The sequence below is a fragment of the Peribacillus glennii genome (assembly GCF_003429105.1).
Lineage (GTDB): Bacteria > Bacillota > Bacilli > Bacillales > DSM-1321 > Peribacillus > Peribacillus glennii.
Genome location: NZ_QVTD01000003.1, coordinates 1,483,384 through 1,510,027, shown reverse-complemented (window position 1 = coordinate 1,510,027; position 26,644 = coordinate 1,483,384). Strand labels below are relative to the sequence as shown.

Sequence of the window (26,644 nt, the reverse complement as noted above, 5' to 3'; positions counted from 1 at the left end):
TATAAGTATCAATTTTTGTTATAATTTTCTGGAGAGAAAACAAAAAGGTAGTGAAGAAATGAATTTAGCAAAGCTATTTGAAATGCAGGCGGCTTTAGACCGGCACATTGAAACCAGCCATGGTTTGGAGAAGGAGGATCTTGTAGAAAGAAAAGTTCTCGCTCTTTTGGTCGAATTGGGTGAATTGGCGAATGAAACAAGATGTTTTAAATTTTGGAGTGTAAAAGGGCCTTCAGCTGAAGAAACTATTCTTGAGGAATATGTAGACGGCATCCATTTTATTCTCTCCCTTGGCATCGTCCGCTCTTTTCAGGAAGCGGTTACGGACTGGGATTCAGAAGAAAGCACCCAAAAAGAGTTGACTGGACAATTTCTGGTTTTATATGACGCCATCAACACATACCGCATGAAACAAACACGAGAGGCCTATCGCAGGTTGTTTATGGAATATATAAATCTTGGCGGCATGCTTGGATTTGGCGCAGACAAGGTGGAAACAGCTTATTTTGAGAAGAATCAAGTGAATTTTGAGAGACAGGAACAGGGGTATTAAAATTTAGAGGAGGCAGTTTGATGGCTAATTTGGATAAGACACTAACGATGCTGAAGGATCTTACAGATGCAAAGGGGATTCCCGGCAATGAAGGCGAAGTAAGAAAAGTAATGCAGGAGTATATTACGCCGTATGCTGATGAAATCACGACAGATGGTTTAGGGAGCTTGATTGCCAGAAAAAGCGGCCAAGAGAATGGCCCGAAAATCATCGTCACCGGGCATCTCGATGAAGTAGGGTTTATGGTCACCCAAATTGATGATAAAGGGTTTTTACGCTTTCAGCCTGTAGGGGGCTGGTGGTCCCAGGTCATGCTCGCACAGCGGGTAACTGTGGTGACAAGAAAAGGCGATGTAACAGGTGTCATTGGCTCCAAGCCGCCGCACATCCTGTCTCCTGAAGCAAGGAAAAAGCCGGTTGAAATCAAGGACATGTTCATAGATATCGGAGCCGCATCAAGGGAAGAAGCACAAGAATGGGGAGTCCGGCCCGGCGATATGGTTGTCCCTTATTTCGAGTTCACAGTCATGAATAACGAAAAAATGCTGTTGGCTAAAGCCTGGGATAACCGGATTGGCTGTGCGATTGCGATCGATGTGTTAAAGCAACTGAAAGGTACGGATCATCCAAATGTGGTTTATGGTGTGGGTGCGGTGCAGGAAGAAGTCGGCCTTCGGGGGGCACGCACGTCGACCTATAAAATCAAGCCGGACATCGGATTTGCTGTAGATGTCGGCATTGCAGGCGATACACCGGGAGTTACCGAGCGTGAGGCACTTGGAAAAATGGGGAAAGGCCCGCAAATCGTTATTTATGATGCTTCTATGGTAGCCCACAAGGGATTGAGGGACTTTGTGACAGATGTCGCGGATGAACATAATATCCCTTACCAGTATGAATCCATCCCGGGCGGCGGTACGGATGCGGGTTCCATACACTTAACGGATGGCGGAGTGCCTGCTTTGGCGATTACCATTGCCACTCGCTATATCCACTCTCATGCCGCCATGCTCCATCGGGATGATTATGAAAACGCAGTAAAGCTAATCGTCGAGGTGATTAAAAAGCTGGACCGGCAGGCTGTCGATAAAATTATTTTTGAATAAGATAGTTCGAGGACTTCCATATAAAAGGGAAGTCCTTTTTTTGGCTTGTGAATGTATTTTATGGCGTCACTTTTATTAAGTGTGGGTTTGCCTATATAAGATGGACTAAACAAACTACGCATTATACATTATCTTGTTGTTTCATTTAAGCACCAACTTCATAGGCAAAGGGGAATCGGGCTTTTTTCGACCATGGAATTTGAACCAGATTGCCTCCGCTAAAACCGATTTTATGCGATTTAAGTCAAATTCCCTGTTTATTCAGCCGGATTACTTATTGATTCAGCCAAACATATGATAATCCAGCCAGATTGCCCCTTGTCCAACTGCCATCTTCTACTTGAGCCGCAATAAACCATCAAATTTTTCTCAAAAGGCAAGTGAACACAGGCTTTCACTGATTGAGCCAACATTTATGCGGGCAGTCCGGCATTCAAAGATCTACTTCTATAAATCAAATGCGGTAAAAATTGCTATTGATTTAAATGCGGTTAATCGCTTCAATTCCGTTTACGTAGATTTCGAGCGGGTATATTTTGTACATAACGCCAATCAAAAAATGAGGAGGAGTTATAAAATGGAAAAAACAGTATATGGAGTATTCGATTCTACCCCAGAGGTTATCCAGGCGATTAATGCCCTAAAAGCAAAAGGTTATGAAGGAGATGACATTACCGTTATAGCAGACAATGAGGATAAGCTTGAGTTTGCGGAGTACACTGATACAAGAGATGTGAATACAGTTACCAATACCCAGGAAGACGAATCGTTCATGGATAAGGTCATGAGGTTTTTTATGAATGAAGGTACGTATGGACTGGAGGACAGATTATCGGCTGCCGGCTTGTCTGACAGTGAGACGGCTGCTTATGTAAATGATGTGGAAGACGGGAAGATTTTAGTTCTGCTTGATGCAGAAAAAGAAACAACTGTCCGTGAGGAAATGTTTGAAGGCGATATGGAACGTGACCGGCTGCGTACGGAGAGAATGGATGTTACAGGAATAAATACAACAGGTGTAACGAATAATCCAGATCCTAACATCTTTCCTGAAGGTACTGCAGGAATACAGGAAACAACGGGTGATCTGGCGACTGGTGGAACTCGCGGCCGACACTTAACCACTGGAAGGCTGGAGAATGAAGGCTATTCCGTTTCCGGAACCGGAACAGCAGACGGCATGTTAACTGACGAAGAAAAAACATTACGCCTGCGAGAAGAACAGCTTGAAATCGATAAACAGGAAGTCCAATCCGGTGAGGTTGTCATCAATAAAGAAGTAAATGAAGAACAGAGAACGGTAAATGTGCCGGTTGAACATGAAGAAGTATATGTAGAGCGCAGACCTGTGAAGGATGGCACTATGAATGCAAAAGATGCCGGGCCTATCACCGATGGGGAAACCATCCGGATTCCTGTAGTGGAAGAACAGGTGGAAGTCACGAAAAGGCCAGTGGTGACAGATGAAGTGGTCATTGGTAAAAGAACAGTACAGGAAACACAACATGTACAGGATACCGTGAAAAAAGAAGAAATCAAGCTGGATAAGGATGGAAATCCGCTTGTGCGTGAAAATCGAGAAGATGTACTCTCCGATAATAATGAAAATATGCTGGATAATGATCGGCAACTAAAAAACAGAATCGATACTGACAAATTATAAACGTAATCCTGAAAAAGCAATAGCCAAAAATGGCTATTGCTTTTTTACACCGTTTTCCAAAGCTTGGAGCATTTCATTTTTTTCCTGGGCGGAAGAGTTTTGCCAAATGACTTCGAATAAAACGCCAAGACCGGGCAGCATCTTTTCTTCACCGCTTTGGATGGCGTCCACGATCGTATCCTCCAGCTGTTCCTGGTTATTACCGGAAATATTTTGCATGATCGCATGCCGAAGATTCAAATCCATTTTCTATTCCTCCCGTAAAATCATGATTGCTCACATCCTTATGATTTCACTTGCTGCGATGTATTATGTAAGTGAATTACGCTATAATAGGAAAATCAGGGAATCAATGAAGGAGAGTCGTATGTGAATTACATTGAAAGTGTGAAAAATCCAAAGGTCAAACAATGGAAGAAGCTGTTAACGAAGAAAGAGCGGGATAAAACAGGAGAATATCTAATTGAAGGGTTTCATCTTGTAGAAGAAGCATTAAAGGAGGACAACCTTGTCGGACAGGTTATCCTGAGCCAGAATATAGATGTTCCCGTCCATTTGAAACTGGACGGCATAGAAGTTATATACGCAACGAATGAAGTCCTAAAGGCAATTTCCGATACCGAAACACCCCAGGGCATAGCAGCGGTCTGTAAGCGGAAGCAGACGCAACTTGATGATCTAAACCCTCAAAAACTTTTGTTAATTGATGCCGTTCAGGATCCCGGCAATATAGGAACCATGATCCGGACAGCGGATGCGGCGGGTATGGATGCTGTGATATTGGGTGAAGGCTGCGCTGACCTATATAACCCAAAAACCATTCGATCGACCCAGGGAAGCCTGTTCCACTTGCCGGTGTTGAAAGGGAATCTGGCTGAAACGGTTGAATGGATAAAAAACAGAAATATTCCTGTATACGGCACTGCGCTCGAAGGTGCCGTTTCATATGAAGAAACCGAAAAATCCGAAGCATTTGCTTTGCTGGTGGGGAATGAAGGACAAGGTGTGAGCAAAGACCTTCTGGACATGGCAACCCAAAACCTCTATATTCCGATTTACGGGAAAAGTGAATCGTTAAACGTGGGGGTTGCAGCCGGGATATTAATGTATCATATGAGGAAATAGGAACCATTCTGGCACTCTAGATCGTATAATGAGCAATAATCCGTTTGAAAATGGCTGGAAAGTGTACTATAATTAAACACAAATTTTATAATTGAAAGACGTTGACAGAGAAGAGTAGCTTATAGGTATCCGTCCCAGGGAAAAAATGCCCCAGACTGAAAGCATTTTTACGGCGCTCCATAAGTGAATTCACCTCTAGAGTCGGCATCGGGAGATTTATTTAGCAAATCAAAAGATGCATCGGCATAGGCTGCCGTTATCCGTATGAAGTGGGCACAATTTTGAAACTTGGAGCGATGAGCTTCCGCTTTCATTTTATTGCCAATAAGGGTGGTACCGCGATACATAACCTCGTCCCTTTTGTGGGGATGGGGTTTTTTTGTACTTTAAAATTCTTTAACTTCTTTAAAGGATTAAAGTATAAGAAAAGACACCGACTTTCACCATTTGTGTGATACGCCGTGTTTTTCTATGTTGTTAATTTATGTTTTAAGGAGGAATCAAACATGCAGGAACGTCTACAAGAACTGCAGGAAGAAGCGCTGAACCAGGTTACGGAAGCTTCTGATTTAAAAGCCCTGAATGATATCCGTGTAGCTTATTTAGGCAAAAAGGGGCCAATTACAGAGGTACTTCGCGGCATGGGCAAGCTATCCGCAGAGGAACGGCCGAAAATCGGGGCTTTGGCAAACGAGGTGCGCGAATCGATAGCTGCCAAAATCGAAGAAAAGCAAAAAAACCTAGAGGCAGCGGCAGTGAATGAAAAGCTCGCAACAGAAAAAATAGATGTCACATTACCGGGCCGCCCGGTCAAAAAAGGAAACCATCATCCGCTGACAAGAATCATTGAAGAGATCGAAGACCTTTTTATTGGGATGGGCTATTCAATCGCTGAAGGGCCCGAAGTGGAAACGGATTATTATAATTTTGAGGCGCTGAATCTCCCTAAGGGCCACCCGGCGAGGGATATGCAGGATTCCTTCTATATTACGGAAGAAATTTTAATGCGCACCCATACATCCCCTGTACAGGCCAGAACTATGGAAAAGCATGAAGGAAAAGGACCGGTGAAAATCATTTGCCCGGGCAAAGTATATCGCCGTGACAATGATGACGCCACCCATTCACACCAATTCATGCAAATCGAGGGGTTGGTCATTGACCAAAATATTCGCATGAGCGACCTGAAGGGCACGCTTGAAGTTTTCGCTAAAAAAATGTTCGGTGCTGACAGGAAAATCCGGCTGCGCCCAAGCTTTTTCCCGTTTACAGAACCGTCCGTTGAAATGGATATCTCATGTAAAATATGCGGGGGAGCTGGCTGCAGCGTTTGTAAAGGCACCGGCTGGATTGAAATTTTAGGTGCAGGGATGGTCCATCCAAACGTGCTGGAGATGGCCGGTTTCGACTCCAAGAAATATTCCGGATTTGCTTTCGGAATGGGGCCCGAGCGTATAGCCATGTTGAAATACGGCATTGATGACATACGGCACTTTTACACAAACGACATCCGTTTCCTAACACAATTTCACCGTCATGAATAATAGTATTTTCAAGGAGGACCAGACATGTTTGTTTCCTATAAATGGCTTCAGGATTATGTAGACCTTTCAGGTGTCACAGCCGATGAACTGGCTGAAAGAATCACAAAAAGCGGCATAGAGGTTGAAGGGGTAGAAAAGAAAAGCGAGGGCATTAAGGGCGTGGTCATCGGCCATGTTTTAGAACGTGAACAACATCCAAATGCTGATAAACTAAATAAATGCCTGGTCGACATTGGCCAGGATAATCCGGTACAAATCATTTGCGGAGCTCCAAATGTAGATAAAGGCCAGAAGGTAGCTGTTGCTACTGTTGGAGCCGTGCTTCCGGGCAATTTTAAAATCAAAAAAGCAAAGCTCCGCGGCGAAGAGTCCAATGGAATGATTTGTTCCCTGCAGGAGCTGGGTATTGAAGCTAAGCTTGTCGCGAAAGAGTTTTCAACAGGTATTTTTGTTTTTCCAAATGACGCAAAAGTCGGGGAAGATGCACTTGAATATCTCGGGTTGGATGATGAGGTACTTGAACTGGGCCTTACACCAAACAGGGCCGACTGCCTTAGCATGCTTGGTGTCGCTTATGAAGTTGCTGCCATCCTGGGACGCGATGTCAAGTGGCCTGAAATTGATTCTGCCAATGCAAATGAAAATGCGTCTGAATATATAGAAGTAAAAGTAGATGCAGCAGAAGATAACCCGCTTTATGTAGCCAAAGTAATTAAAGACGTAAAAATCGGGCCGTCACCGTTGTGGATGCAGGCACGCCTGATGGCAAGCGGAATCCGCCCGCACAATAACGTTGTCGATATTACAAACTATATTTTGCTTGAATACGGGCAGCCGCTCCATGCGTTTGATTATGAACGTATTGGAACGAAGGAAATCGTTGTACGAAGAGCCAATCAAGGGGAAAAGATAACCACTCTTGATGATGCTGAACGGACCTTGGCACCGGACCATTTGGTTATAACGAACGGAAACCAACCAATTGCGTTAGCCGGGGTCATGGGCGGGGCAAATTCCGAAGTAGGCAGCGATACTACAACCGTTGTCCTCGAAGCGGCTTATTTTACAGGGGCGGTTGTGAGGAAAGCATCAAAAGACCATGGTCTCCGCAGCGAAGCGAGTGCTCGCTTTGAAAAGGGAGTCGATCCGAATCGGGTGCGCCAGGCAGCAGAACGGGCTGCCGATTTAATGGCAAAATATGCGGGCGGAACTGTTCTAGCCGGATCAGTTGAAGTGGATACATTGAGTATTGAACCTGCTGTTGTATCCGTCACATTGGATAAAATCAATGTACTTCTGGGAACGGATTTGACTGTTTCTGAGGTTGAAGATATCTTTACAAAATTGCAATTCGAAGTGAATACTGAAGACAACGAGTTTACCGTGACTATTCCAACCCGCCGCGGTGATATTTCGATAGAAGCGGATCTTGTTGAGGAAGTGGCACGCCTGTACGGCTATGACAATTTACCGACAACATTGCCGGTCGGTGCTGCCATACCAGGCAAGCTCACTGCTTACCAACAAAAACGCCGCCAGGTTCGCAGGGTGCTGGAAGGGGCAGGCCTATACCAGGCTGTTACGTACTCGTTGACAAGCGAAGAAAAAGCTGCACAATTTGCGCTCGAAAAACGTGAATCAATAAGGCTCGCGATGCCGATGAGCGAAGAGCGCAGCCAGCTTCGTTTAAGCATTGTGCCGCAGCTTTTGGAAGTGCTCAAATATAATACGGCCCGCCAGAATGACTTCATTGCGCTCTATGAAATCGGTTCTGTCTTCCTGAAGAGTGAAGCTGCCGATCTTCCGGAAGAAAGGGAGCATTTGGCAGGTGCCCTCACGGGATTATGGGAGGCACACCCATGGCAGGGTGAAAAGAAGCCAGTAGACTTTTTCGTGGCAAAGGGCGTTCTCGAATCAGTTTTTGATACACTGGGCTTGATGGAAAACATCGAGTACCGGCAAGCTGAAATTGCAGAAATGCACCCTGGCCGCACAGCGGAAATCCTGTTGGATGGAAAAGTGATCGGGTTTATCGGCCAGGTGCATCCCATCATCCAAAATGAGCTGGATCTAAAAGAAACCTATGTATTCGAGCTGTCATTTAAAGCGCTGGCTGACGCCGAGCCAGAAGCTATCCGCTATGAAGCGATTCCTCGTTTCCCGTCTATCACCCGCGACATCGCGCTTGTAGTAGACAAGGAAACTGTTGCCGGTGATATACAGAGAGTGATTGCAGAGGCTGGAGGCAAGCTGCTAAAAGAAGTGGGAGTTTTTGATCTTTATGAAGGCGAAAATATGGAACAAGGCAAAAAATCAATTGCCTTTTCATTGAAATACTTTGATCCGCAACGGACACTTACTGATGAAGAAGTAACAAAGACACATGACAAAGTATTGTCGGCTGTCAAAGAAAAAACGGGCGCCAAGCTGCGCGGATAAATAATGATTAATGATTAAAGAAGAAGAATGCCCGGATGTTGATAGCATCCGGGCATTCTTCGTTAAAACCTTGCAGACTTTTTTTTATAAATGGCTTTTGCCTTTTCCGTATTGGCAAAGTGCAGTTTTGTATATTCATTTAAGGCATGGAATCCTTGTTCGTGAATCAGGCGGGCTGCTGCCTGGTCCACTGCGGGACCGGCCCCCTTCGGAATCGTAAAACCGGCATTCTCGCTTAATTTTTCAAAGTGCTTAACAAATGCATACCGTGCTAGGATGGACGCAGCCGCAACCGCCACATGCAGTCCCTCGGCTTTTGTACTTAAATATACTGGCTTTGCTTGAAACAGTTCCTGGTCCTTTAAATAATTAAAGAAAACTTCAGGCTGGGCAAATTGGTCAATCAGTACACCTTCAGGATTTTCATGCGCTATTTTTCCAAGCACATGCTTGATCGCCTGATTATGGAGCAAAGCCTTCATCTTGCCTTGTGACATTCCTTTCGCTTGCAGCCTATTATATTTAGGGTTATCGCAAGTAAGCAGGCTGAAAGGGACGATATGCTTAATCTGGCTTGCAATTTGGGCAATCTGGACATCATTCAGGTTTTTTGAATCCTTAACGCCAAGTTCTTTCAACAAAGGGATGTGTTCCTTCTGGGTATACACTGCCACGACTGTTATCGGCCCAAAATAGTCCCCGGTACCTACCTCATCAGACCCTACTATGGAAAGCGTCCCGATATTGGCAGGCGGGGAATAATTATGTGTTTTGACCGAAGATTTTTTTGTTGTTTTCTTGTCGGTATCCTTAGCTTGGGCCCCGCTTGCCCATTTTCCAGCCTCTGCTTCTGATGCTGGTCCCTGAAACAGGACCTTTCCGGATTTATACGCTGTAATCGTGCAATTTGAAGGCTTTGCAGCAAAGATACCCCCTGGAGGGATTTTATCGGACAAATGGGCGGAATAATGCTTTTTCATATCTTCTATTTTACCTGTGCTAACAAGCAGTACTACATTGGACATACAAAAACTCCTTATTCTCTAATCAGATTTGGTGAAAAATGACAAAAAAGTGGATTTGTGCCGCTTAATTCGCATCCTCTTGCTTTCATGCGCAAAAAGTTCATGATATGATATAGATTAGGATTCTTTAGATTGGGGGCATATCATCTTGTCAGTCGAGAACAAAACGAAAATTACCGTAGATATATATGGACAACAATATACCATTATGGGTGCTGAAAGCTCCAGCCATATCCGCCTGGTCGCATCCATGGTCGACGATAAAATGCGAGAGATCAGCTCCAAGAATCCGCAATTGGATACCAGCAAGCTGGCTGTGCTTACAGCTGTCAATGCCGTCCATGATTATCTGAAACTAAAAGATGAAATGGACCAGCTTCAACTTGAATTAAAGAATGTAAAGGACTGAGTGCATGCTTGATTTGGCGATTCTAGCCATCCTTTTGATCGGTTTTCTGATCGGATTAAGGCGGGGCTTCATTCTTCAGCTCATACACCTTACCGGCTTCGTCGTAGCATTCATTGCTGCTTACGTATATTATAATGATCTGGCCCCAAAGCTTAAGCTGTGGATTCCCTTCCCTTCGCTTGGAGATTCGGGTGCCGTCAAATCCTTCTTCGATGGAACTGGTTTAGATATGGCTTATTACAATGCCATTGCTTTCGCTATCATATTTTTTGCCGCGAAAATTGTCTGGCAAATGATTGGTTCGATGCTTGACTTCATTGCGCATTTGCCGATCTTGAAAAGTTTAAATCGGTGGGGCGGCGGCATATTGGGTTTTCTGGAAGTTTATCTAATTATTTTTATTGTATTATATATCGCTGCCCTCCTGCCAGTTGAATCGGTTCAAGAGCCGATGAATGATTCATTCCTCGCAGAAGGAATGGTAAAAAACACACCGTTTTTATCAGGGAAGGTAAAAGAGCTGTGGTTCCAATATACAGCGTCTTAAGCACCTGGACATAGGGTCACTCTCTATTTATCCAAGGATTCGCACATTGATTAAGCTCAGGTGCCGGTCCTGGATCAGGGAGCGGCCCTGTTTTAGTGAAAGAAATGGAAGATAATGATGGCCATTCCAAGCAAGGCCTGATGGAAACTTTTTTAGAACTAAATCGTAATAGCCTATAAGGAACGCACGATAATTAACTTTATTCAAAATACGAATTGTACATGGCAGGTGAACATAATGGCTGTAAATAAAAAAGATATCATTAAATTGCTCGAAATAATAGCAACTTATATGGAATTAAAGGGCGAAAACCCATTTAAGGTATCCGCATTCCGCAAAGCTGCCGGTGCGCTGGAGACTGATGACAGAAGCTTGGCTGAAATTGATGATTTTACTGCTTTGAATGGAATCGGCAAAGGAACAGCGGCGGTCATTGAGGAGTATATCAATGAGGGAAAATCCACTGTCCTCGAAGAACTACAGGATGAGGTCCCGAAAGGCTTGATCCCCCTGCTGCAGCTGCAAGGCCTAGGCGGGAAAAAAATTGCCAAGCTTCATAAAGAACTCCACATCAATGATATAAATGAACTTAAGCTTGCTTGTGAAGAAGGAAGGGTAAGGCATCTTGCAGGCTTCGGCAAAAAAACGGAAGAAAAGATCCTTGCGGCGATAAACGAAGCTGGTTCAAGGCCGGACAGGCTTCCTCTTGCATTCATGCTGCCAATTGCGGACGATATAGAAGCGCGGCTTGGAAACATGGAACATATTATCCGTTATTCACGCGCAGGAAGCATCCGCCGGATGAAAGAAACCATCAAGGACCTTGATTTCATCATTTCTACAGGCAACCCGGAAGCAGTAAAGGAACAGTTGCTTTCTTTGCCGGAAATCAAACAGGTGATTGCGGCTGGGGACACAAAAGTTTCTTTGGCCCTGGGTTATGATTATGATGTCTCCGTGGACTTCCGTATTGTTCAGGACAACGAATTCATCACTACGTTACACCACTTTACAGGCTCTAAGGACCATAACGTCCGGATGCGGCAGCTTGCCAAGGATAAAGGGGAGAAAATCAGCGAATATGGTGTCGAGGTCACAGAAACTGGCGAGGTTCTCAGCTTTGACAGTGAAGAAGACTTTTTTGCCCATTTTGGGCTTCCGTTCATTCCCCCTGAGGTGCGCGAGGATGGAACGGAAGTGGATGATTTTAAACATTCCGAGGAACTGATTTCTTTAGACGGGATCCATGGTGATTTGCATATGCATACTACCTGGAGCGATGGCGCCCATACAATTGAAGAAATGATTGACGCCTGCAGGGCAAAAGGATATAAATACATGGCAATTACGGACCATTCCCAATACTTGAAAGTGGCTAACGGACTTACCCATGAGAGATTACGTGAGCAAAAAGAAATCATACAAAAGTTAAATGAGCGGTATGACGACATTACCATTCTATCGGGAATTGAGATGGATATCCTGCCTGATGGGTCTCTTGATTACGACGATGAGCTTCTGTCTGAATTGGACATTGTCATAGCATCGATCCATTCAAGCTTCACCCAGCCAAAAGAAACGATCATGGAACGGCTGAAGAACGCCTTGCAAAATCCGAATGTTGACATTATTGCCCATCCTACGGGAAGAGTAATAGGGAGGCGACCGGGATATGAGGTGGATATGGAAGGCTTAATTCAACTTGCCAAAGAAACGGACACGGCGCTAGAACTCAATGCCAACCCGAACCGCCTGGATTTGGCTGCCCCTTATTTGCGGCAGGCACAGGAAGCAGGCGTTAAAATAGTTATCAATACGGATGCGCACAGCATTGATATGCTTAATGACATGGCAATCGGCGTATCATCAGCTAAAAAAGGCTGGATCAGGCATGACTCCGTACTGAATGCCAGAGATACGGAAGGCCTGCTCGCCTTCCTGAAAAGAAATGAATTACAACAATAGACAATAGCTTAGTTAGGAGGATTAAACACTCCATGAATGATAAAGTGTTACGGACTTTAGAGTTTGATAAAATAAAGGAACAACTTCTATCTTTCGCCTCATCGGCAATCGGTAAGGAGAAAGCGGCACAGTTGATGCCTTCCCAGGATTTTGAAGAAGTTGTCCGATGGCAGGAGGAAACGGACGAAGCCAGTACCGTTCTCCGGTTAAAAGGAAATGTTCCGCTTGGCGGCATTTTTGATATACGCCCGCATGCAAAAAGGGCCCAAATTGGCGGGATGCTAAGCCCCCAGGAATTGATGGAGGTTGCAAGCACGATTCGCGCGGGGCGTATTTTAACCCGCTTCTTTGAGGATTTAAATGAAGAAGAACATCATTTGAAGATCATTAATGAATATATGGAAGGCCTTTTCCCTCTGCAGGAATTGCAGCAAACGATCACCTATGCGATTGGGGACCACGGGGAAGTGCTTGATTCCGCAAGCGAGAAGCTGAGGGCTTTGCGGAACCAGTTGAGAACGAATGAAAGCAGGGTCCGGGAGAAATTGGAAAGCATGATTCGTTCTTCCAATGCCCCAAAAATGCTGTCAGATGCTATCATAACGATTCGCAACGACCGATTTGTTATCCCGGTAAAACAGGAGTACCGAAGTGTTTACGGCGGAATCATACACGACCAATCATCTTCCGGACAAACGCTGTTCATAGAACCGCAGGCAGTTGTCCAGTTGAATAATGATTTGCAGGAAATAAGAGTGAAAGAACAACAGGAAATTGAGAGAATTTTAATTGAGTTGTCGGCGGCAGTCGGTGAACATACCAACGAGCTTCTTGAGAATGTAAAGGTGCTTGCCCAGCTGGATTTCATTTTTGCAAAGGCCGGCTACGCAAAACAAATCAGAGCTTCAAAACCCTTGTTGAATAACAACGGAAGAGTGAAGCTGTTTAAGGCACAACATCCGTTGATTCCCCGGGATGTTGTCGTACCTAACGATATCTACCTCGGGGAGGATTTCACTACAATCGTAATCACAGGACCCAATACAGGCGGAAAAACCGTTACGTTAAAAACGATCGGGCTCTGTACGCTGATGGCGCAGGCCGGATTGCAAATCCCGGCATTGGACGGGTCGGAAACCGCTGTGTTCAAATCCATTTATGCCGATATCGGCGATGAACAATCTATTGAGCAAAGCTTAAGTACTTTCTCTTCCCATATGGTAAATATTGTCGATATCCTTAAACATGTTGACCACGGCAGCCTCGTTCTGTTTGATGAGTTGGGTGCCGGAACGGATCCACAGGAAGGGGCGGCACTAGCCATTTCCATACTTGATGAAGTATACGGCAGGGGAGCAAGGGTTATTGCCACAACTCACTACCCTGAATTGAAGGCTTACGGCTATGACCGGAGCGGAGTCATTAATGCCAGTGTCGAATTTGATGTCGAGTCACTCCGTCCCACCTACAAACTGTTGATAGGTGTTCCGGGCCGAAGCAATGCATTTGAGATATCGAAACGCTTAGGACTGAACGATTCGGTAATCCAACACGCACGCAGCCACATCGGGGCTGATACAAATAAGGTGGAAAACATGATTGCCTCATTGGAAGAAAGCAGGCGCCAAGCAGAGCGCGACCGGCTGGATGCGGCTGACTATCTGAAACAAGCCGAAAAGCTCCATAAAGACCTCCAGAAGCAGCTCAGGGAATATTACGAAGAGAAAGATGCGATGATTGAAAAGGCAGCGGGTAAAGCGGCCGAATTAGTGGAGAAAGCGAAAGAAGAGGCAGAAACGGTCATTTCTGATTTGCGGAAAATGCGACTGGAGAAGAATGCGGAAATAAAAGAACATGAATTGATCGAGGCAAGAAAACGGTTGGAAGAAGCAGCTCCTTCCCAACGAAAAACGAAAAAACCAAGTTCACAGAAAACCGACCGGATATTTAAGCCGGGTGACGAAGTAAAGGTTCTTTCCTTCAACCAAAAGGGACATCTGATCGAGAAGGTATCAGATAAGGAATGGCAGGTCCAAATGGGAATCATGAAAATGAAAGTGAAGGAATCCAATCTGGAATTTGTCGCAGGTTCAAAGGAAAAAGAAGTAAAGCACCTTGCAACTGTCAGGGGCAAGGATTACCACGTGAGCCTGGAACTGGACCTGCGGGGAGAACGCTTTGAAAACGCACTGTCACGCGTTGAAAAATATATTGATGATGCACTGCTTGCTGCCTATCCTCGCGTTTCGATCATTCATGGCAAAGGAACCGGGGCCCTGAGGCAGGGAGTACAAGAGTATTTGAAAAACCACCGTTCAGTGAAACGCATAAGGTTCGGGGAAGCCAGTGAAGGCGGGACAGGTGTAACGGTTGTGGAATTCAAGTAAAGCCGCATCTATCCGGGAGTAATCGTATGGAAAATTTTTGGGAAAATGAGTATGTGTATATTGCTGCTTATTATAGTGTCGTCATTTTATGCATTTTCGTTTTTTTAGCGATATTCGAGCTCGTCACGAAATACAAAAACTGGGAAGAAATCAAAAACGGGAACCTTTCGGTCGCGATGGCGACGGGGGGCAAGATTTTTGGCATATCGAACGTGTTCCGCCATTCCATTTTCCAGCACGATTCCCTGCTGAATATGATTGGCTGGGGGGTATTCGGATTTTTCCTGCTCCTGATCGGCTACTTTTTATTTGAATTCCTGACACCCGGGTTTAAAATTGATGAAGAGATAGAGAATGATAACCGGGCAGTGGGATTGATATCCATGATGATTTCCATCGGATTATCCTATGTAATTGGTGCAGGGATTTCGTAAGCCTGTTTCATAAAGGGGAGAACTTTTTTGGAAAAACTAGCAAAGGTCTTACTGGTTTTGTGCGGCGTTTTTATGCTTGTCGGAGTCATTTACTTGTTTTTTCTATAGAACTTTTTACACAGCCGGTTTAATGCCGGCTGTTTTTATTTAAATTTTTTCAGGAAATTTGTCACATAGAGTCCCATATATTATAATGATAAAGAAGTTTGAATTTTTAATAAACTTTTCAAAGGAGGGTTTTGATGAGCAATAAACCTTGGCTGGACGTGTATCCGCCACAAATTCCAACTTCGTTATCTTACGAAGAAAAGCCATTGCAATCATATTTAAAAGATTCAGCCCGAGAGTTTCCTAGTAATATCTCCATTCATTTTATGGGCAAGGATCTGACATTTAAGGAAGTATATGAATCGTCACTTAAATTAGCAGCCTATTTAAAAAGTCTGGGGATACAAAAAGGCGACCGGGTCGCGATTATGCTCCCGAACATTCCTCCGGCTGTAATCAGTTATTTCGGAATTCTAATGGCTGGCGGTACCGTAGTACAAACGAACCCGACATACACGGAACGTGAGCTTGAATACCAGATGAAGGATTCAGGCGCGAAAGCAATTGTAACGATGGATTTACTATTTCCGAGGGTATCGAATGTTGCCCCGGCTACAGAAATCCAACACATCATTGTAACCGCTATCAAAGACTATCTTCCATTTCCAAAAAACCTCATCTATCCGTTCATCCAGAAAAAGGAGTCTGGGATTGTCGTTAATGTAGAGCATTCAGGGAATTATCATTTATTGAAAGAAATCTTAAAAGGCAGCGTACCCGAAGAACTGAACATCCCTGTAGATATCGAAAATGACCTGGCACTTCTTCAATATACTGGCGGAACTACCGGATTTCCAAAGGGTGTCATGCTAACCCACAGGAATTTACTGGCCAATGCCAAAATGAGTGAAGCTTGGCTCTATAAGAGCAAAAGAGGACAAGAAAGCGTCCTTGGCGTACTTCCGTTCTTTCATGTATATGGAATGACCACGGTCATGATTTCTTCCATACTTCAGGGACATAAAATGATCTTATTGCCAAAATTTGACCCGGCTACCACCCTGAAAACCATTCAAAAAATGCGCCCGACCATGTTCCCGGGAGCGCCAACCATTTATATTGGTTTGTTAAACCATCCAGACCTTGCAAAATACGACCTCTCTTCGATTGAAGCCTGTGTCAGCGGCTCTGCTCCATTGCCGGTTGAAATACAGGAAAGATTCGAGCAGGTTACCGGAGGAAAATTGGTGGAAGGCTACGGGCTATCCGAAACATCTCCTGTCACGCACTCAAACTTTGTTTGGGACCAGCCGCGTGTAAAAGGAAGCATAGGAGTCCCATGGCCTGAAACAGAGGCGGCAATTCTGTCCCTCGAGACCGGGGAACCGGTTGAACCTAAGGAAATCGGAGAAATCGCAATCAAAGGCCCTCAAGTAATGAAAGGTTATTGGAACCGTCCTGATGAAACAGAGCAAACGTTCAAAAATGGCTGGCTGTTAACCGGGGACCTCGGATATATGGACGAAAAAGGTTTCTTCTATGTAGTGGACCGCAAGAAGGATACGATTATTGCTGGAGGATTCAATATTTATCCTAGGGAAGTAGAAGAAGTACTTTATGAACATGAAGCTGTTCAGGAACTGGTCGTTGCAGGGGTGCCCGATCCATACCGGGGAGAGACTGTCAAAGCATATATCGTTCTGAAAGAAGGCGCAAAGGTAACTGAAGAAGAGCTCGACAAATTCGCCAGAAAGCATCTTGCTTCCTACAAGGTTCCAAGAATATACGAATTCAGGCAAGAACTCCCAAAAACAACAGTAGGGAAGATCTTGAGAAGGGTGCTTGTGGAGGAAGATGCGAAGAAATTATCAGACGATGTCAAGGAAGCATAACTGATTTTTACAGAATAAAAGAAGCCCTCCATATTTTTTTTCAGCGGAAACTGGACAACCCTTACATGAGGACAATAAAATAAAGGTAAATTGAGAAGAATAATAACCGGATTTAGTATAGTTTTACTTGACACTACCAGGGCTGTCAGTCTATGATGAGAATATGAATGATGATTCATTCATTTTCTCTGAAAGGGGAAGTCCGGTGAAAAGAAACAGACCTAAATATAAGCAAATCATTGATGCAGCGGTCATCGCCATTGCTGAAAATGGATACCACCAAGCACAGGTTTCCAAAATTGCAAAGCAAGCCGGTGTGGCAGACGGGACCATTTACCTTTATTTCAAAAACAAAGAAGATATTCTAATATCATTGTTCCACGAGAAAATGGGTTCTCTTGTGGAACAAATTGAGGAAGAAATTAAAGGAAAACCGAATGCTGCGGAGAAATTATTAGTGTTGATCAAAAAGCATTTTCAAATACTTTCAGATGACCGGCACCTTGCGATCGTTACCCAGCTTGAGCTGCGTCAGTCCAATAAAGAACTTCGGCTGCGGATCAATGGGGTGTTGCGGAGGTATCTACAGCTGGTTGATCAAATCATTGACGAGGGCAAGGAGAGCGGTGAGTTTATTCCTGAACTCAATAACAGGCTGGCCCGGCAAATGATTTTTGGCACAATAGATGAGACTGCAACAACCTGGGTAATGAATGACCAAAAGTATTCATTGACCAATCTGGCTGAGGCTGTGCATGGTTTGCTGATCGGCGGCTGCGGCCGCAAAATGTAATGGTGGCAAGGGATGCCCACGCCGGGCATCCATCCAAATAAATAGTTGTCTACATAATGAGCTATATTACCAGTTTTATCAAAAGGAGGGTGACTATGGAATACTTAAGCTATTCGATCGAGAATGGAGTTGCGTTCGTAACAATGCAAAGACCGCCTGCTAATGCCCTGTCTTCATCTATTTTAGAAGAGCTTTCATCCCTGTTTGCCGAAATGGAAACCAATGGCGAAATCAGGGTGGTTTTGCTGCACGGGGAAGGCAAGTTTTTTTCAGCAGGAGCCGACATAAAGGAATTTACCACTGTCAGCACCGGTGAAGGCTTTTCAAATCTCGCACTGAACGGGCAGGAGCTTTTTGAGAGAATCGAAACGTATCCAAAACCGGTAATTGCGGCGATTCATGGCGCTGCTTTAGGCGGCGGCTTGGAACTTGCAATGTCCTGCCATATCCGTCTTGTGACGGAAAAAGCCAAGCTGGGACTTCCGGAATTGCAACTTGGGCTTGTTCCAGGTTTTGCGGGAACCCAACGGCTGCCCCGTTATGTAGGTCCGGCAAAAGCAGCAGAGATGATGTTTACGAGTGAACCGATTACGGGTAAACAGGCAGCAGAATATGGGCTGGCCAATCATGCGTATGCTGAAGAAGAGTTAATGCCGAAAGCGAAGGAACTCGCATTCAAAATTGCCAAAAAGAGTCCAATCGCCCTTAAGGCGGCTATTGAGCTATTAAACTATTCAAAGCATGAGAATTATTACAAAGGTGTTCAAAAGGAAGCCGAAACCTTTGGCACAGTCTTTGTATCAGAAGACGCGAAAGAAGGAATAAGTGCTTTTATAGAAAAAAGGGAGCCTGCCTTTAAAGGGAAATAATTATCTTTGTTTATATGTATAATAGATTGCTTTTTGGCTCCTGAATTTTCAGAATTGCCAAATGTATTCTTTTATTAATAATTATCATAATTTTTAAAACCTACTAATATCGGGAGGGATTATCTTGAATATTTATGTTTTGCTAAAAAGAACCTTTGATACAGAAGAAAAAATTACGCTTGCTGGCGGCAAGATCAATGAAGATGGAGCAGAATTCATCATCAATCCTTATGATGAGTATGCTGTGGAAGAAGCCATCCAGGTGCGCGACGCTCAAGGCGGGGAAGTAACCGTTGTATCTGTTGGAAATGAAGAAGCAGAAAAGCAGCTCCGTACAGCTCTTGCCATGGGAGCGGACAAGGCCGTGTTAATCAATACAGAAGATGATATCGAAAATGGGGACCAGTTTACCACATCCAAAATTCTTGCTGAGTATCTGAAAGATAAAGACGCCGACTTGATTTTGGCCGGTAACGTTGCGATTGACGGCGGGTCTGGACAAGTTGGCCCACGTGTTGCTGAGATTTTGGATATCCCATATATCACAACGATTACGAAGCTTGAAATCAACGGCCAAAATGTAAGCGTTACACGCGATGTTGAAGGCGACTCTGAAGTGATTGAAACTTCCCTTCCATTACTGGTGACTGCACAACAAGGCTTGAACGAGCCGCGTTATCCGTCCTTGCCGGGAATCATGAAGGCGAAGAAGAAGCCGCTTGAAGAATTGGAACTTGATGATTTGGATCTTGATGAAGATGATGTGGAAGCGAAAACAAAAACTGTGGAAATCTTCCTTCCTCCTAAGAAAGAAGCAGGTAAGGTCCTAAGCGGCGAAATTCCTGCGCAGGTATCCGAGCTGGTGCAATTGCTCCGTTCAGAAGCCAAAGTTATTTAATCTGCAGGTATATAAGGGCGCCGATCGTAAAAAGCGCACCATCACAAAAGAAAACGCTATGCTATCAAAAATAAAGCGCAGGAGGTTTTATCATGGCTAGAAAAGTTCTCGTATTAGGAGAGGTACGCGACGGATCGTTAAGAAACGTTTCATTTGAAGCGATTGGGGCAGCAAAGCTTGCCGCTGAAGGCGGAGAAATTGTCGGTGTCCTGGTTGGAGAAGGCGTCAATGCTTTAGGGGCGGAATTGATCGAGTACGGTGCAGACCGTGTGGTTACAGTGGAAGATGAAAAATTAAAACAATACACTTCTGATGGATTTTCTCAAGCACTGCTTGCTGTAGTTGAATCAGAAAATCCGGAAGGCATATTCATGGGCCATACTGCACTTGGAAAAGACCTGGCCCCAAGGATTGCAAGCAAGTTAAACTCAGGGCTTGTATCCGATGTTACATCGATTGAAGAAGCTGGCGGCAATCTTGTATTTACCCGCCCGATCTATTCTGGAAAAGCATTTGAAAAGAAAATCGTGACAGACGGCCTTGTTTTTGCGACAATCCGACCAAATAACATTGAGCCGCTCGCAAAAGATGAATCACGTTCTGGCGAGGTTTCCTCACTGACAATCGAGATAAAGGATCTTCGGGCAATCATCAAAGATGTAGTACGCAAAGCGAGTGAAGGTGTAGACCTTTCAGAAGCTAAAGTGATTGTTGCAGGCGGACGTGGGGTCAAGAGCGAAGAAGGCTTTGAACCGCTTCAAGAGCTTGCAAAAGTACTTGGCGGAGCAGTCGGAGCTTCCCGTGGTGCTTGTGATGCCGATTATTGCGACTATTCTTTGCAAATTGGACAGACTGGAAAGGTCGTTACTCCTGACCTTTACATCGCCTGCGGCATCTCCGGAGCTATCCAGCATTTAGCCGGTATGTCAAATTCAAAAATAATTGTTGCCATCAACAAAGATCCAGAAGCAAACATCTTCAAAGTTGCTGATTACGGAATTGTCGGTGACCTGTTTGAAGTAGTTCCGATGCTTACAGAAGAATTCAAGAAATTAAAGGTAAACGCTTAAGTTTAATCCCGAGCGTTCAGTGAGGCATTTGCTTGTTAAGGCAAATGCCTTGCGCTTTTAAGTCGATAAAATCCGGACTGAATTCGATTAATATCGCCTCTTTTGGGGATGCTAGGGAGTGCAGGCAAAATAATGGCATGATTTTAAATTTCAATGATATACTTTGGATAGTTTCACAATAGTACTTTTTAGGAGGCTAAATATTATGGCTATTGTCCATGCAACTGATCAAACCTTCAATACTGAAACAGGCGACGGCCTTGTTCTTGCGGATTTCTGGGCTCCATGGTGCGGGCCTTGTAAGATGATTGCCCCGGTTCTTGAAGAGCTTGATTCAGAAATGAGCGATAAATTAAAAATTGTAAAAATCGACGTTGATGAAAACCAGGAAACAGCCGGAAAGTTTGGTGTGATGAGCATCCCGACGTTACTTCTTTTCAAAAATGGCGAAGTAGTCGATAAAGTTGTCGGTTTCCAGCCGAAAGAAGCCCTTGCTGAACTGGTTTCAAAACATGCTTAATAACCAATGAAAAACTTCAAGCCCCGGCTTGAAGTTTTTTTTGTTTTCATCCGGTGACTGTGTTTCAAAAAAGCAACACTACCAGCTATAATACAGCAATAAACAAGTGTAAATTGCGTACATCTGTGCGTTTTTATTGTATATTGGAATGAGAAGATTTTAACATCAAACCAAAAAATTGATACCTTTAAAATAGATTATTCAAATCATTAGGTCAGGGGGGATAATAGAGTGAACCAGCACATCAAAGATAAACTGGCATTGCTGCCGGACCAGCCCGGCTGCTATCTTATGAAGGACCGCCAGGGAACGATCATTTATGTTGGAAAGGCAAAAATTTTAAAAAACCGGGTTAGGTCCTATTTTACCGGGTCACATGACGGAAAGACGCTCCGGCTTGTGAATGAAATAGAGGATTTTGAATATATCGTAACCTCATCGGACATGGAGGCGTTAATCCTTGAACTTAACCTGATCAAGAAGCATGACCCGAAATATAATGTCATGCTCAAGGACGATAAAACGTATCCGTTTATAAAACTTACCGCCGAACGCCACCCTCGCCTGATTACGACAAGGAAAGTAAAAAAAGACCGGGGCAAGTATTTCGGACCTTACCCGAATGTGATGGCCGCGAATGAAACAAAAAAACTTTTGGACCGGATCTACCCGCTCAGGAAATGCAATACACTTCCCGACCGGGTATGTCTCTATTATCATCTAGGCCAATGCCTTGCTCCCTGTGTGTATGATGTACATGAACAGGAATATAAGAAAATCACCGATGATATCACCCGTTTTCTAAATGGCGGCTATAATGATGTAAAAAAAGACCTAACGGAAAAAATGCAGGCAGCGGCCGAAGAGCTTGATTTTGAAAGGGCCAAGGAATTTCGGGACAAAATTGCCTCTATTGAAACAACGATGGAAAAACAAAAAATGTCCACGACAGATTTTACTGACCGGGATGTGTTCGGTTATGGATTCGATAAAGGCTGGATGTGCGTACAGGTGTTTTTTATCAGGCAGGGAAAGCTTATCGAACGCGATGTCTCGATGTTTCCTATTTACGGTGAACCTGACGAAGAGTTCTTAACATATCTAGGACAATTCTACTTAATGCCCAGCCATTTCAAGCCGAAGGAGATCCTCCTCCCGGAATCCATCGATGCGGAGCTAGCCGGTGGCCTGCTTGAGGTAAAAATCCTCCAGCCTAAACGGGGGCCAAAGAAGGACCTTTTAAAGCTTGCCAATAAAAATGCAAAAATTGCCCTTCAGGAAAAGTTTTCCTTGATTGACCGTGATGAAGAAAGAACCATCAAGGCGGTTGAAAGCTTGGGAGAACAATTAGGCATTTATACGCCTCATCGAATAGAAGCCTTTGACAACTCCAACATTCAGGGTACGAACCCCGTATCAGCGATGGTCGTTTTCATTGACGGGAAGCCGGAAAAGAAAGAATATCGGAAATATAAAATAAAGACGGTAGAGGGTCCCGATGATTATGAATCAATGCGTGAGGTTGTCAGAAGAAGGTATTCCCGTGCATTGAGAGAAGGTCTGCAGCTGCCGGACCTCATTATCATCGATGGCGGCAAAGGGCATGTGGAGGGAGTAAGGGATGTCCTTGAAAATGAGCTTGGCCTTGATATTCCTCTTTCAGGGCTGGTAAAGGACGAAAAGCACCGTACATCACAGTTGATGATCGGCAGCCCGCTCGAACTCGTGCCGCTTGACAGAACAAGCCAGGAATTTTATCTTCTCCAAAGGATACAGGATGAAGTCCACCGTTTCGCGATTACCTTTCATCGCCAGGTCCGCGGGAAAACGGCTTTCCAATCGATTCTGGATGACATTGACGGCGTCGGGGAAAAGCGGAGAAAGCAATTATTGAAGCATTTTGGTTCTCTCAAAAAAATGAAAGATGCAAGCGTTGAAGAGATTATCGCGGCGGGAATGCCTAAAGGTGTCGCTGAGGAAATCGCAAGAAAATTACAAGAATGATATTGCCGCGTTTTTATCCCTGTGCTATAATCAAAATTAATTTTATAAATTTAAAACGTTACCGTTTTAAAGTGCTGATAGAGGTGCGAGATTCATCAGTAAGGGCTTGGAGAAGTATGAGCTTCCACGAAGAGTCCTGAAAGGGGAAATCGCCGAAGCCAAACAGGACTCATAACCTGTTTTGGGGCTGGTCTGCCATTGAATAAATGGCAGATTGTCAAGAAAGTTTTCTTGGAGAGCTATCTCACTGTGTAGAAGCGTAAGGATTTTTTACGTTTACCACAGCAATGAGATATTTCTCATTGCTTTTTTTATTGTCCAAAAATGAAACTAAAGAGGTGCATCAGAGTGGGTTTGATCGTTCAAAAGTTTGGCGGAACATCAGTAGGTGACATAGAGAGAATCAATAATGTTGCCGGCAGGGTGATTGAGGAAGCTGGCAATGGGAATCAAGTGGTTGTAGTTGTGTCCGCCATGGGGAAAACAACTGACAAATTGGTTGAAATGGCAAGGGAGATTTCCTCCTCAAATCCAAGCAAGAGAGAAATGGATATGCTGCTTACGACCGGCGAGCAGGTCACAATCGGGTTATTGACAATGGCCTTGATTCAAAAAGGGCATGAAGCAGTTTCTTTAACGGGCTGGCAGGCCGGCATCAAAACAGAAGCTCTCCATGGAAATGCGAGAATCATGGATATTAAGACCTCGCGAATAAAAGAACTGCTGGATAACGGAAAAATCGTTGTGGTTGCCGGTTTTCAAGGAATGACAGAGGATCAGGAAATCACGACATTGGGCAGGGGCGGTTCAGATACGACTGCGGTAGCTCTTGCCGCTGCTCTTAAGGCAGACCGCTGTGACATCTATACAGATGTGACAGGCGTTTTTACAACAGACCCCCGTTACATAAAAGGGGCCAGGAAACTTCAATCCGTATCGTATGATGAAATGCTTGAGTTGGCTAACTTGGGGGCAGGTGTCCTGCATCCAAGGGCAGTTGAGTTTGCCAAAAATTATCAAATCCCGCTTGAAGTTCGATCAAGCCTTGAAAAAGAATCAGGAACGTTAATAGAGGAGGAAGCATCAATGGAACAAAATTTAATTGTCAGGGGAATCGCATTCGAGGACGGAATTACGAGGGTTACGATATTCGGTCTTCCAAGCACACGCGGCACTTTGTCAGGAATTTTTACTGAATTGGCCAAAAATCACATTAACGTGGATATCATCATTCAAAGTATTACGGATGAACAAACGGCAAACCTTTCATTCTCGATCAAGTCCGAGGCCCTTGAGGAAACTCTTCGCGTTCTGGAAAAAAGCAAGTGCATGGCTGCTTTTGACCGGGTGGAAACGGAAAGCAATCTGGCAAAAGTTTCTATTGTAGGCTCAGGCATGGTTTCCAATCCAGGGGTGGCAGCCGAAATGTTTGAGGTGCTGGCAGATTCCGGAGTACAAATTAAGATGGTGAGCACTTCTGAAATCAAGGTTTCAACAGTAATCGAAGCACAGTATATGGTAGGAGCGGTCGAAGCACTCCATGTTGCATTCAAGTTGGACGAAAGAAGTGCGGTTAAAGCATAGTGGTAATTTAATGAGGCTGGGCGCACAGGGATAAACGGGAAACTGAAATTCAGGTATGCGGCAGATATTATGGCCGAAAAAGTGTAATATATGGGGGCTGGAACAGGCTTTCCTGCTAAAATAAGTGAAATACATGGACTGGGGGAGTACCGGTGGGTCACCCCCTCAGAACGTATTATAAGAGGGAATCTTTTTTATCCCATTTTACGGTGAATGTTACTTTCTTTGCACGGCGTTTTGTCTCTTCTGTGGCTTCCGTCAGAAGTTTGGTCTGCAGGCTGAATTGCTCTGCGAGAAATCCCGCCTCAAGCTGGAAATGGCATTGATTGTTTACATCAAGCCGACGGGAAACTACATCGCCGCTTAGTAGAAATTGGGTCTCATCCTTGGATTCCTTCACCACCTGCAGATTGCCCCAGCCGGCATTACGAAAGAAGGAAATGATTTCATCTCGTCCGGAAAGGGGAAAACGCCGTGCCATTCTTTTCCCAGCCCAATAGAGGATTTGCGGTGAATCCTTTCCGAGAATGTCATCCAGTAAAACTTCCCTCACGAGCTCATAGGCGAATGCGGGGATTTGCAATTCTTGATCATCCTTGTTTTCTACTAATTCAGTATTGCTTACTTTCAATGTTATCCCCTCTTTCTGTGATTATATTATATACGCTTTTTAAGGTTATCAGTATAGTTTATTAAGCAAAATGATTTTCAGGCATACTTGATAATTATAGTAAAATATCAATATATTTGAAATGGAAAAATCTTACTAATAGATGTATTCATTATTGTAAAATGTAGTTGCCGGAATGTGCAGAAAGTAAATCCAAGATTCTTTTTTATATGTGTTCTAAAGCTTTGCGCGGCTTTGGTCCAAGGCAGGACCATGCTTGGTCCCCGTTGCGGCGGGCTTGGTTTGATTCCCGGATATTACAGCGTTTGCCAAGGCTGAGAAATTATTTAAATATTTATATTTTGCAAAAAGATTTATGTATCCGGTTTCTTGACGCCTCAAAAAGTCAGGAGTAAAATGTATATGTCACATAATTGTTAGAAAATGTAGAATCATAGCAATTCATCTTTAAATGATAGGGATATATGATTTTACAACAGAAAATTATTAATTTAAGGGGGGGCACTTTGTGGCAGGAAATCGTGAGTTCGCCAATCGCAGGCTGCATTCATTACTTGGTGTGATTCCAGTCGGCGTGTTTTTGATCCAGCATTTAGTGGTCAACAGCTATGGTTTAAGAGGGGAAGATGCGTTTAACAAGGCGGCACACTTTATGGGTAACTTGCCATTCCGGCTTTTGCTCGAGACCGCTATCATTTATTTACCGTTGCTCTATCATGCTGTATATGGGATCTATATTGCGTTTACAGCGAAAAATAATGTTGGAAGATATGGATATTTCCGGAATTGGATGTTCATGCTTCAGCGGGTGACCGGGATTATAACGTTAATATTTGTAGTATGGCATCTATGGGAAACAAGAATCCAGGCTGCATTTGGTACACATGTGGACTTTCAAATGATGGAAAATATTCTTTCTAACCCGCTTATGTTATGGTTCTACATCATTGGTATCGTTTCTACTACATTCCATTTTGCGAATGGATTATGGTCATTCGCAGTGAGCTGGGGAATTACTGTTTCCCCTAAGTCGCAAAGAATTTCTACATATGTAACATTGGTAATCTTTGTTGCGCTTTCTGCATTGGGTGTTAGCACCATTTTGGCATTTGCATAAATAAAAGGTTAATAGATAGAA

23 protein-coding genes, 1 riboswitch and 1 other annotated feature are annotated in these 26,644 nt (G+C 44.1%); of the genes, 20 read left to right on the top strand and 3 right to left on the bottom strand.

The features are described from left to right. Positions 1-58 precede the first annotated feature (58 nt). The 3 genes from D0466_RS08815 to D0466_RS08805 all read left to right on the top strand — a co-directional run bounded on the left by D0466_RS08815 (position 59) and on the right by D0466_RS08805 (position 3,322). Positions 59-553 (top strand): dUTP diphosphatase, encoded by a 495-nt coding sequence (locus tag D0466_RS08815; protein WP_117322120.1) that lies wholly within the window; start codon positions 59-61, stop codon positions 551-553. Positions 554-573: 20 nt separating this feature from the next. After that, a complete protein-coding gene (locus D0466_RS08810; RefSeq protein ID WP_117322119.1) occupies positions 574-1,659 on the top strand; it encodes a M42 family metallopeptidase in 1,086 nt (361 codons plus the stop codon). Between the two features lie 577 nt (positions 1,660-2,236). Then, positions 2,237-3,322, top strand: a complete 1,086-nt coding sequence (locus D0466_RS08805; protein ID WP_158555870.1) for a YsnF/AvaK domain-containing protein — start codon at positions 2,237-2,239, stop codon at positions 3,320-3,322. 33 nt (positions 3,323-3,355) lie between these two features. Here the strand turns inward: D0466_RS08805 and sspI are convergent, their stop codons facing one another. Then, positions 3,356-3,568 carry a small acid-soluble spore protein SspI gene (sspI, locus tag D0466_RS08800; protein WP_117322117.1) on the bottom strand — a complete coding sequence of 71 codons (213 nt, stop codon included), beginning with the start codon at positions 3,566-3,568 and terminating at the stop codon, positions 3,356-3,358. A 123-nt stretch (positions 3,569-3,691) separates the two neighbouring features. On the opposite strand from sspI, the gene D0466_RS08795 reads away from it, so the two are divergent. From D0466_RS08795 to pheT, 3 genes are all read left to right on the top strand, one after another. Further along, positions 3,692-4,447 (top strand): TrmH family RNA methyltransferase, encoded by a 756-nt coding sequence (locus D0466_RS08795; RefSeq protein ID WP_117322116.1) that lies wholly within the window; start codon positions 3,692-3,694, stop codon positions 4,445-4,447. Positions 4,448-4,539: 92 nt separating this feature from the next. Further along, positions 4,540-4,809: a binding site (T-box leader), on the top strand. 144 nt (positions 4,810-4,953) lie between these two features. Further along, positions 4,954-5,991, top strand: a complete 1,038-nt coding sequence (gene pheS, locus D0466_RS08785; RefSeq protein ID WP_117322114.1) for a phenylalanine--tRNA ligase subunit alpha — start codon at positions 4,954-4,956, stop codon at positions 5,989-5,991. A 24-nt stretch (positions 5,992-6,015) separates the two neighbouring features. Then, entirely contained in the window at positions 6,016-8,430 is a 2,415-nt protein-coding gene (gene pheT, locus D0466_RS08780; RefSeq protein ID WP_117322113.1) for a phenylalanine--tRNA ligase subunit beta, read from the top strand. Positions 8,431-8,492: 62 nt separating this feature from the next. Here the strand turns inward: pheT and rnhC are convergent, their stop codons facing one another. Next, complete coding sequence (gene rnhC / locus D0466_RS08775) at positions 8,493-9,455, bottom strand: ribonuclease HIII (RefSeq protein WP_117322112.1); 963 nt, start codon at positions 9,453-9,455, stop codon at positions 8,493-8,495. Between the two features lie 148 nt (positions 9,456-9,603). Between rnhC and zapA the strand changes: the two genes are divergently transcribed. The 13 genes from zapA to D0466_RS08710 all read left to right on the top strand — a co-directional run bounded on the left by zapA (position 9,604) and on the right by D0466_RS08710 (position 24,875). After that, on the top strand, positions 9,604-9,864 hold the full coding sequence (gene zapA / locus D0466_RS08770) for a cell division protein ZapA (RefSeq protein WP_117322111.1): 261 nt from the start codon (positions 9,604-9,606) through the stop codon (positions 9,862-9,864). A 4-nt stretch (positions 9,865-9,868) separates the two neighbouring features. Then, positions 9,869-10,411, top strand: coding sequence for a CvpA family protein (locus D0466_RS08765; protein ID WP_117322110.1), 543 nt, complete (start codon positions 9,869-9,871; stop codon positions 10,409-10,411). Positions 10,412-10,648: 237 nt separating this feature from the next. After that, positions 10,649-12,376, top strand: a complete 1,728-nt coding sequence (gene polX / locus D0466_RS08760) for a DNA polymerase/3'-5' exonuclease PolX (protein WP_117322109.1) — start codon at positions 10,649-10,651, stop codon at positions 12,374-12,376. Between the two features lie 32 nt (positions 12,377-12,408). After that, positions 12,409-14,763, top strand: a complete 2,355-nt coding sequence (locus D0466_RS08755) for an endonuclease MutS2 (RefSeq protein ID WP_117322108.1) — start codon at positions 12,409-12,411, stop codon at positions 14,761-14,763. A 26-nt stretch (positions 14,764-14,789) separates the two neighbouring features. Next, on the top strand, positions 14,790-15,197 hold the full coding sequence (locus tag D0466_RS08750; RefSeq protein WP_117322107.1) for a DUF350 domain-containing protein: 408 nt from the start codon (positions 14,790-14,792) through the stop codon (positions 15,195-15,197). Between the two features lie 242 nt (positions 15,198-15,439). Further along, positions 15,440-17,137, top strand: coding sequence for an AMP-binding protein (locus D0466_RS08745; protein ID WP_407675614.1), 1,698 nt, complete (start codon positions 15,440-15,442; stop codon positions 17,135-17,137). 205 nt (positions 17,138-17,342) lie between these two features. After that, positions 17,343-17,930: a TetR/AcrR family transcriptional regulator gene (locus D0466_RS08740; RefSeq protein ID WP_117322105.1), complete on the top strand. Its 588-nt coding sequence runs from the start codon at positions 17,343-17,345 to the stop codon at positions 17,928-17,930. A 95-nt stretch (positions 17,931-18,025) separates the two neighbouring features. Then, positions 18,026-18,799, top strand: coding sequence for an enoyl-CoA hydratase (locus tag D0466_RS08735; protein ID WP_117322104.1), 774 nt, complete (start codon positions 18,026-18,028; stop codon positions 18,797-18,799). 124 nt (positions 18,800-18,923) lie between these two features. Beyond that, positions 18,924-19,697: an electron transfer flavoprotein subunit beta/FixA family protein gene (locus D0466_RS08730; protein ID WP_117322103.1), complete on the top strand. Its 774-nt coding sequence runs from the start codon at positions 18,924-18,926 to the stop codon at positions 19,695-19,697. Between the two features lie 92 nt (positions 19,698-19,789). Next, the gene (locus D0466_RS08725; protein ID WP_117322102.1) at positions 19,790-20,767 is read left to right on the top strand and encodes an electron transfer flavoprotein subunit alpha/FixB family protein; all 978 of its coding nucleotides are present in this window, start codon (positions 19,790-19,792) and stop codon (positions 20,765-20,767) included. 205 nt (positions 20,768-20,972) lie between these two features. After that, positions 20,973-21,287 carry a thioredoxin gene (trxA, locus tag D0466_RS08720; RefSeq protein WP_117322101.1) on the top strand — a complete coding sequence of 105 codons (315 nt, stop codon included), beginning with the start codon at positions 20,973-20,975 and terminating at the stop codon, positions 21,285-21,287. Positions 21,288-21,518: 231 nt separating this feature from the next. Next, entirely contained in the window at positions 21,519-23,291 is a 1,773-nt protein-coding gene (gene uvrC, locus D0466_RS08715; RefSeq protein ID WP_117322100.1) for an excinuclease ABC subunit UvrC, read from the top strand. Positions 23,292-23,361: 70 nt separating this feature from the next. Further along, positions 23,362-23,541, top strand: a riboswitch (Lysine riboswitch). A 98-nt stretch (positions 23,542-23,639) separates the two neighbouring features. Beyond that, complete coding sequence (locus D0466_RS08710) at positions 23,640-24,875, top strand: aspartate kinase (protein ID WP_117322099.1); 1,236 nt, start codon at positions 23,640-23,642, stop codon at positions 24,873-24,875. 175 nt (positions 24,876-25,050) lie between these two features. On the opposite strand, the gene D0466_RS08705 is transcribed toward D0466_RS08710, so the two are convergent. After that, positions 25,051-25,506, bottom strand: a complete 456-nt coding sequence (locus D0466_RS08705; RefSeq protein WP_117322098.1) for a YslB family protein — start codon at positions 25,504-25,506, stop codon at positions 25,051-25,053. Positions 25,507-26,014: 508 nt separating this feature from the next. Between D0466_RS08705 and D0466_RS08700 the strand changes: the two genes are divergently transcribed. Then, positions 26,015-26,623, top strand: a complete 609-nt coding sequence (locus tag D0466_RS08700) for a succinate dehydrogenase cytochrome b558 subunit (RefSeq protein WP_117322097.1) — start codon at positions 26,015-26,017, stop codon at positions 26,621-26,623. The last annotated feature ends 21 nt before the right edge of the window (positions 26,624-26,644 follow it).

What these genes read in the sequence shown, in the direction of transcription:
- polX (WP_117322109.1), top strand. Translation starts at nt 10,649, where the DNA reads ATGGCTGTAAATAAAAAAGATATCATTAAATTGCTCGAAATAATAGCA.
- D0466_RS08765 (WP_117322110.1), top strand. Translation starts at nt 9,869, where the DNA reads ATGCTTGATTTGGCGATTCTAGCCATCCTTTTGATCGGTTTTCTGATC.
- pheT (WP_117322113.1), top strand. Translation starts at nt 6,016, where the DNA reads ATGTTTGTTTCCTATAAATGGCTTCAGGATTATGTAGACCTTTCAGGT.
- D0466_RS08750 (WP_117322107.1), top strand. Translation starts at nt 14,790, where the DNA reads ATGGAAAATTTTTGGGAAAATGAGTATGTGTATATTGCTGCTTATTAT.
- D0466_RS08745 (WP_407675614.1), top strand. Translation starts at nt 15,440, where the DNA reads ATGAGCAATAAACCTTGGCTGGACGTGTATCCGCCACAAATTCCAACT.
- sspI (WP_117322117.1), bottom strand. Translation starts at nt 3,568, where the DNA reads ATGGATTTGAATCTTCGGCATGCGATCATGCAAAATATTTCCGGTAAT.
- D0466_RS08735 (WP_117322104.1), top strand. Translation starts at nt 18,026, where the DNA reads ATGGAATACTTAAGCTATTCGATCGAGAATGGAGTTGCGTTCGTAACA.
- D0466_RS08755 (WP_117322108.1), top strand. Translation starts at nt 12,409, where the DNA reads ATGAATGATAAAGTGTTACGGACTTTAGAGTTTGATAAAATAAAGGAA.
- D0466_RS08805 (WP_158555870.1), top strand. Translation starts at nt 2,237, where the DNA reads ATGGAAAAAACAGTATATGGAGTATTCGATTCTACCCCAGAGGTTATC.
- D0466_RS08810 (WP_117322119.1), top strand. Translation starts at nt 574, where the DNA reads ATGGCTAATTTGGATAAGACACTAACGATGCTGAAGGATCTTACAGAT.
- trxA (WP_117322101.1), top strand. Translation starts at nt 20,973, where the DNA reads ATGGCTATTGTCCATGCAACTGATCAAACCTTCAATACTGAAACAGGC.
- pheS (WP_117322114.1), top strand. Translation starts at nt 4,954, where the DNA reads ATGCAGGAACGTCTACAAGAACTGCAGGAAGAAGCGCTGAACCAGGTT.
- D0466_RS08725 (WP_117322102.1), top strand. Translation starts at nt 19,790, where the DNA reads ATGGCTAGAAAAGTTCTCGTATTAGGAGAGGTACGCGACGGATCGTTA.
- D0466_RS08815 (WP_117322120.1), top strand. Translation starts at nt 59, where the DNA reads ATGAATTTAGCAAAGCTATTTGAAATGCAGGCGGCTTTAGACCGGCAC.
- rnhC (WP_117322112.1), bottom strand. Translation starts at nt 9,455, where the DNA reads ATGTCCAATGTAGTACTGCTTGTTAGCACAGGTAAAATAGAAGATATG.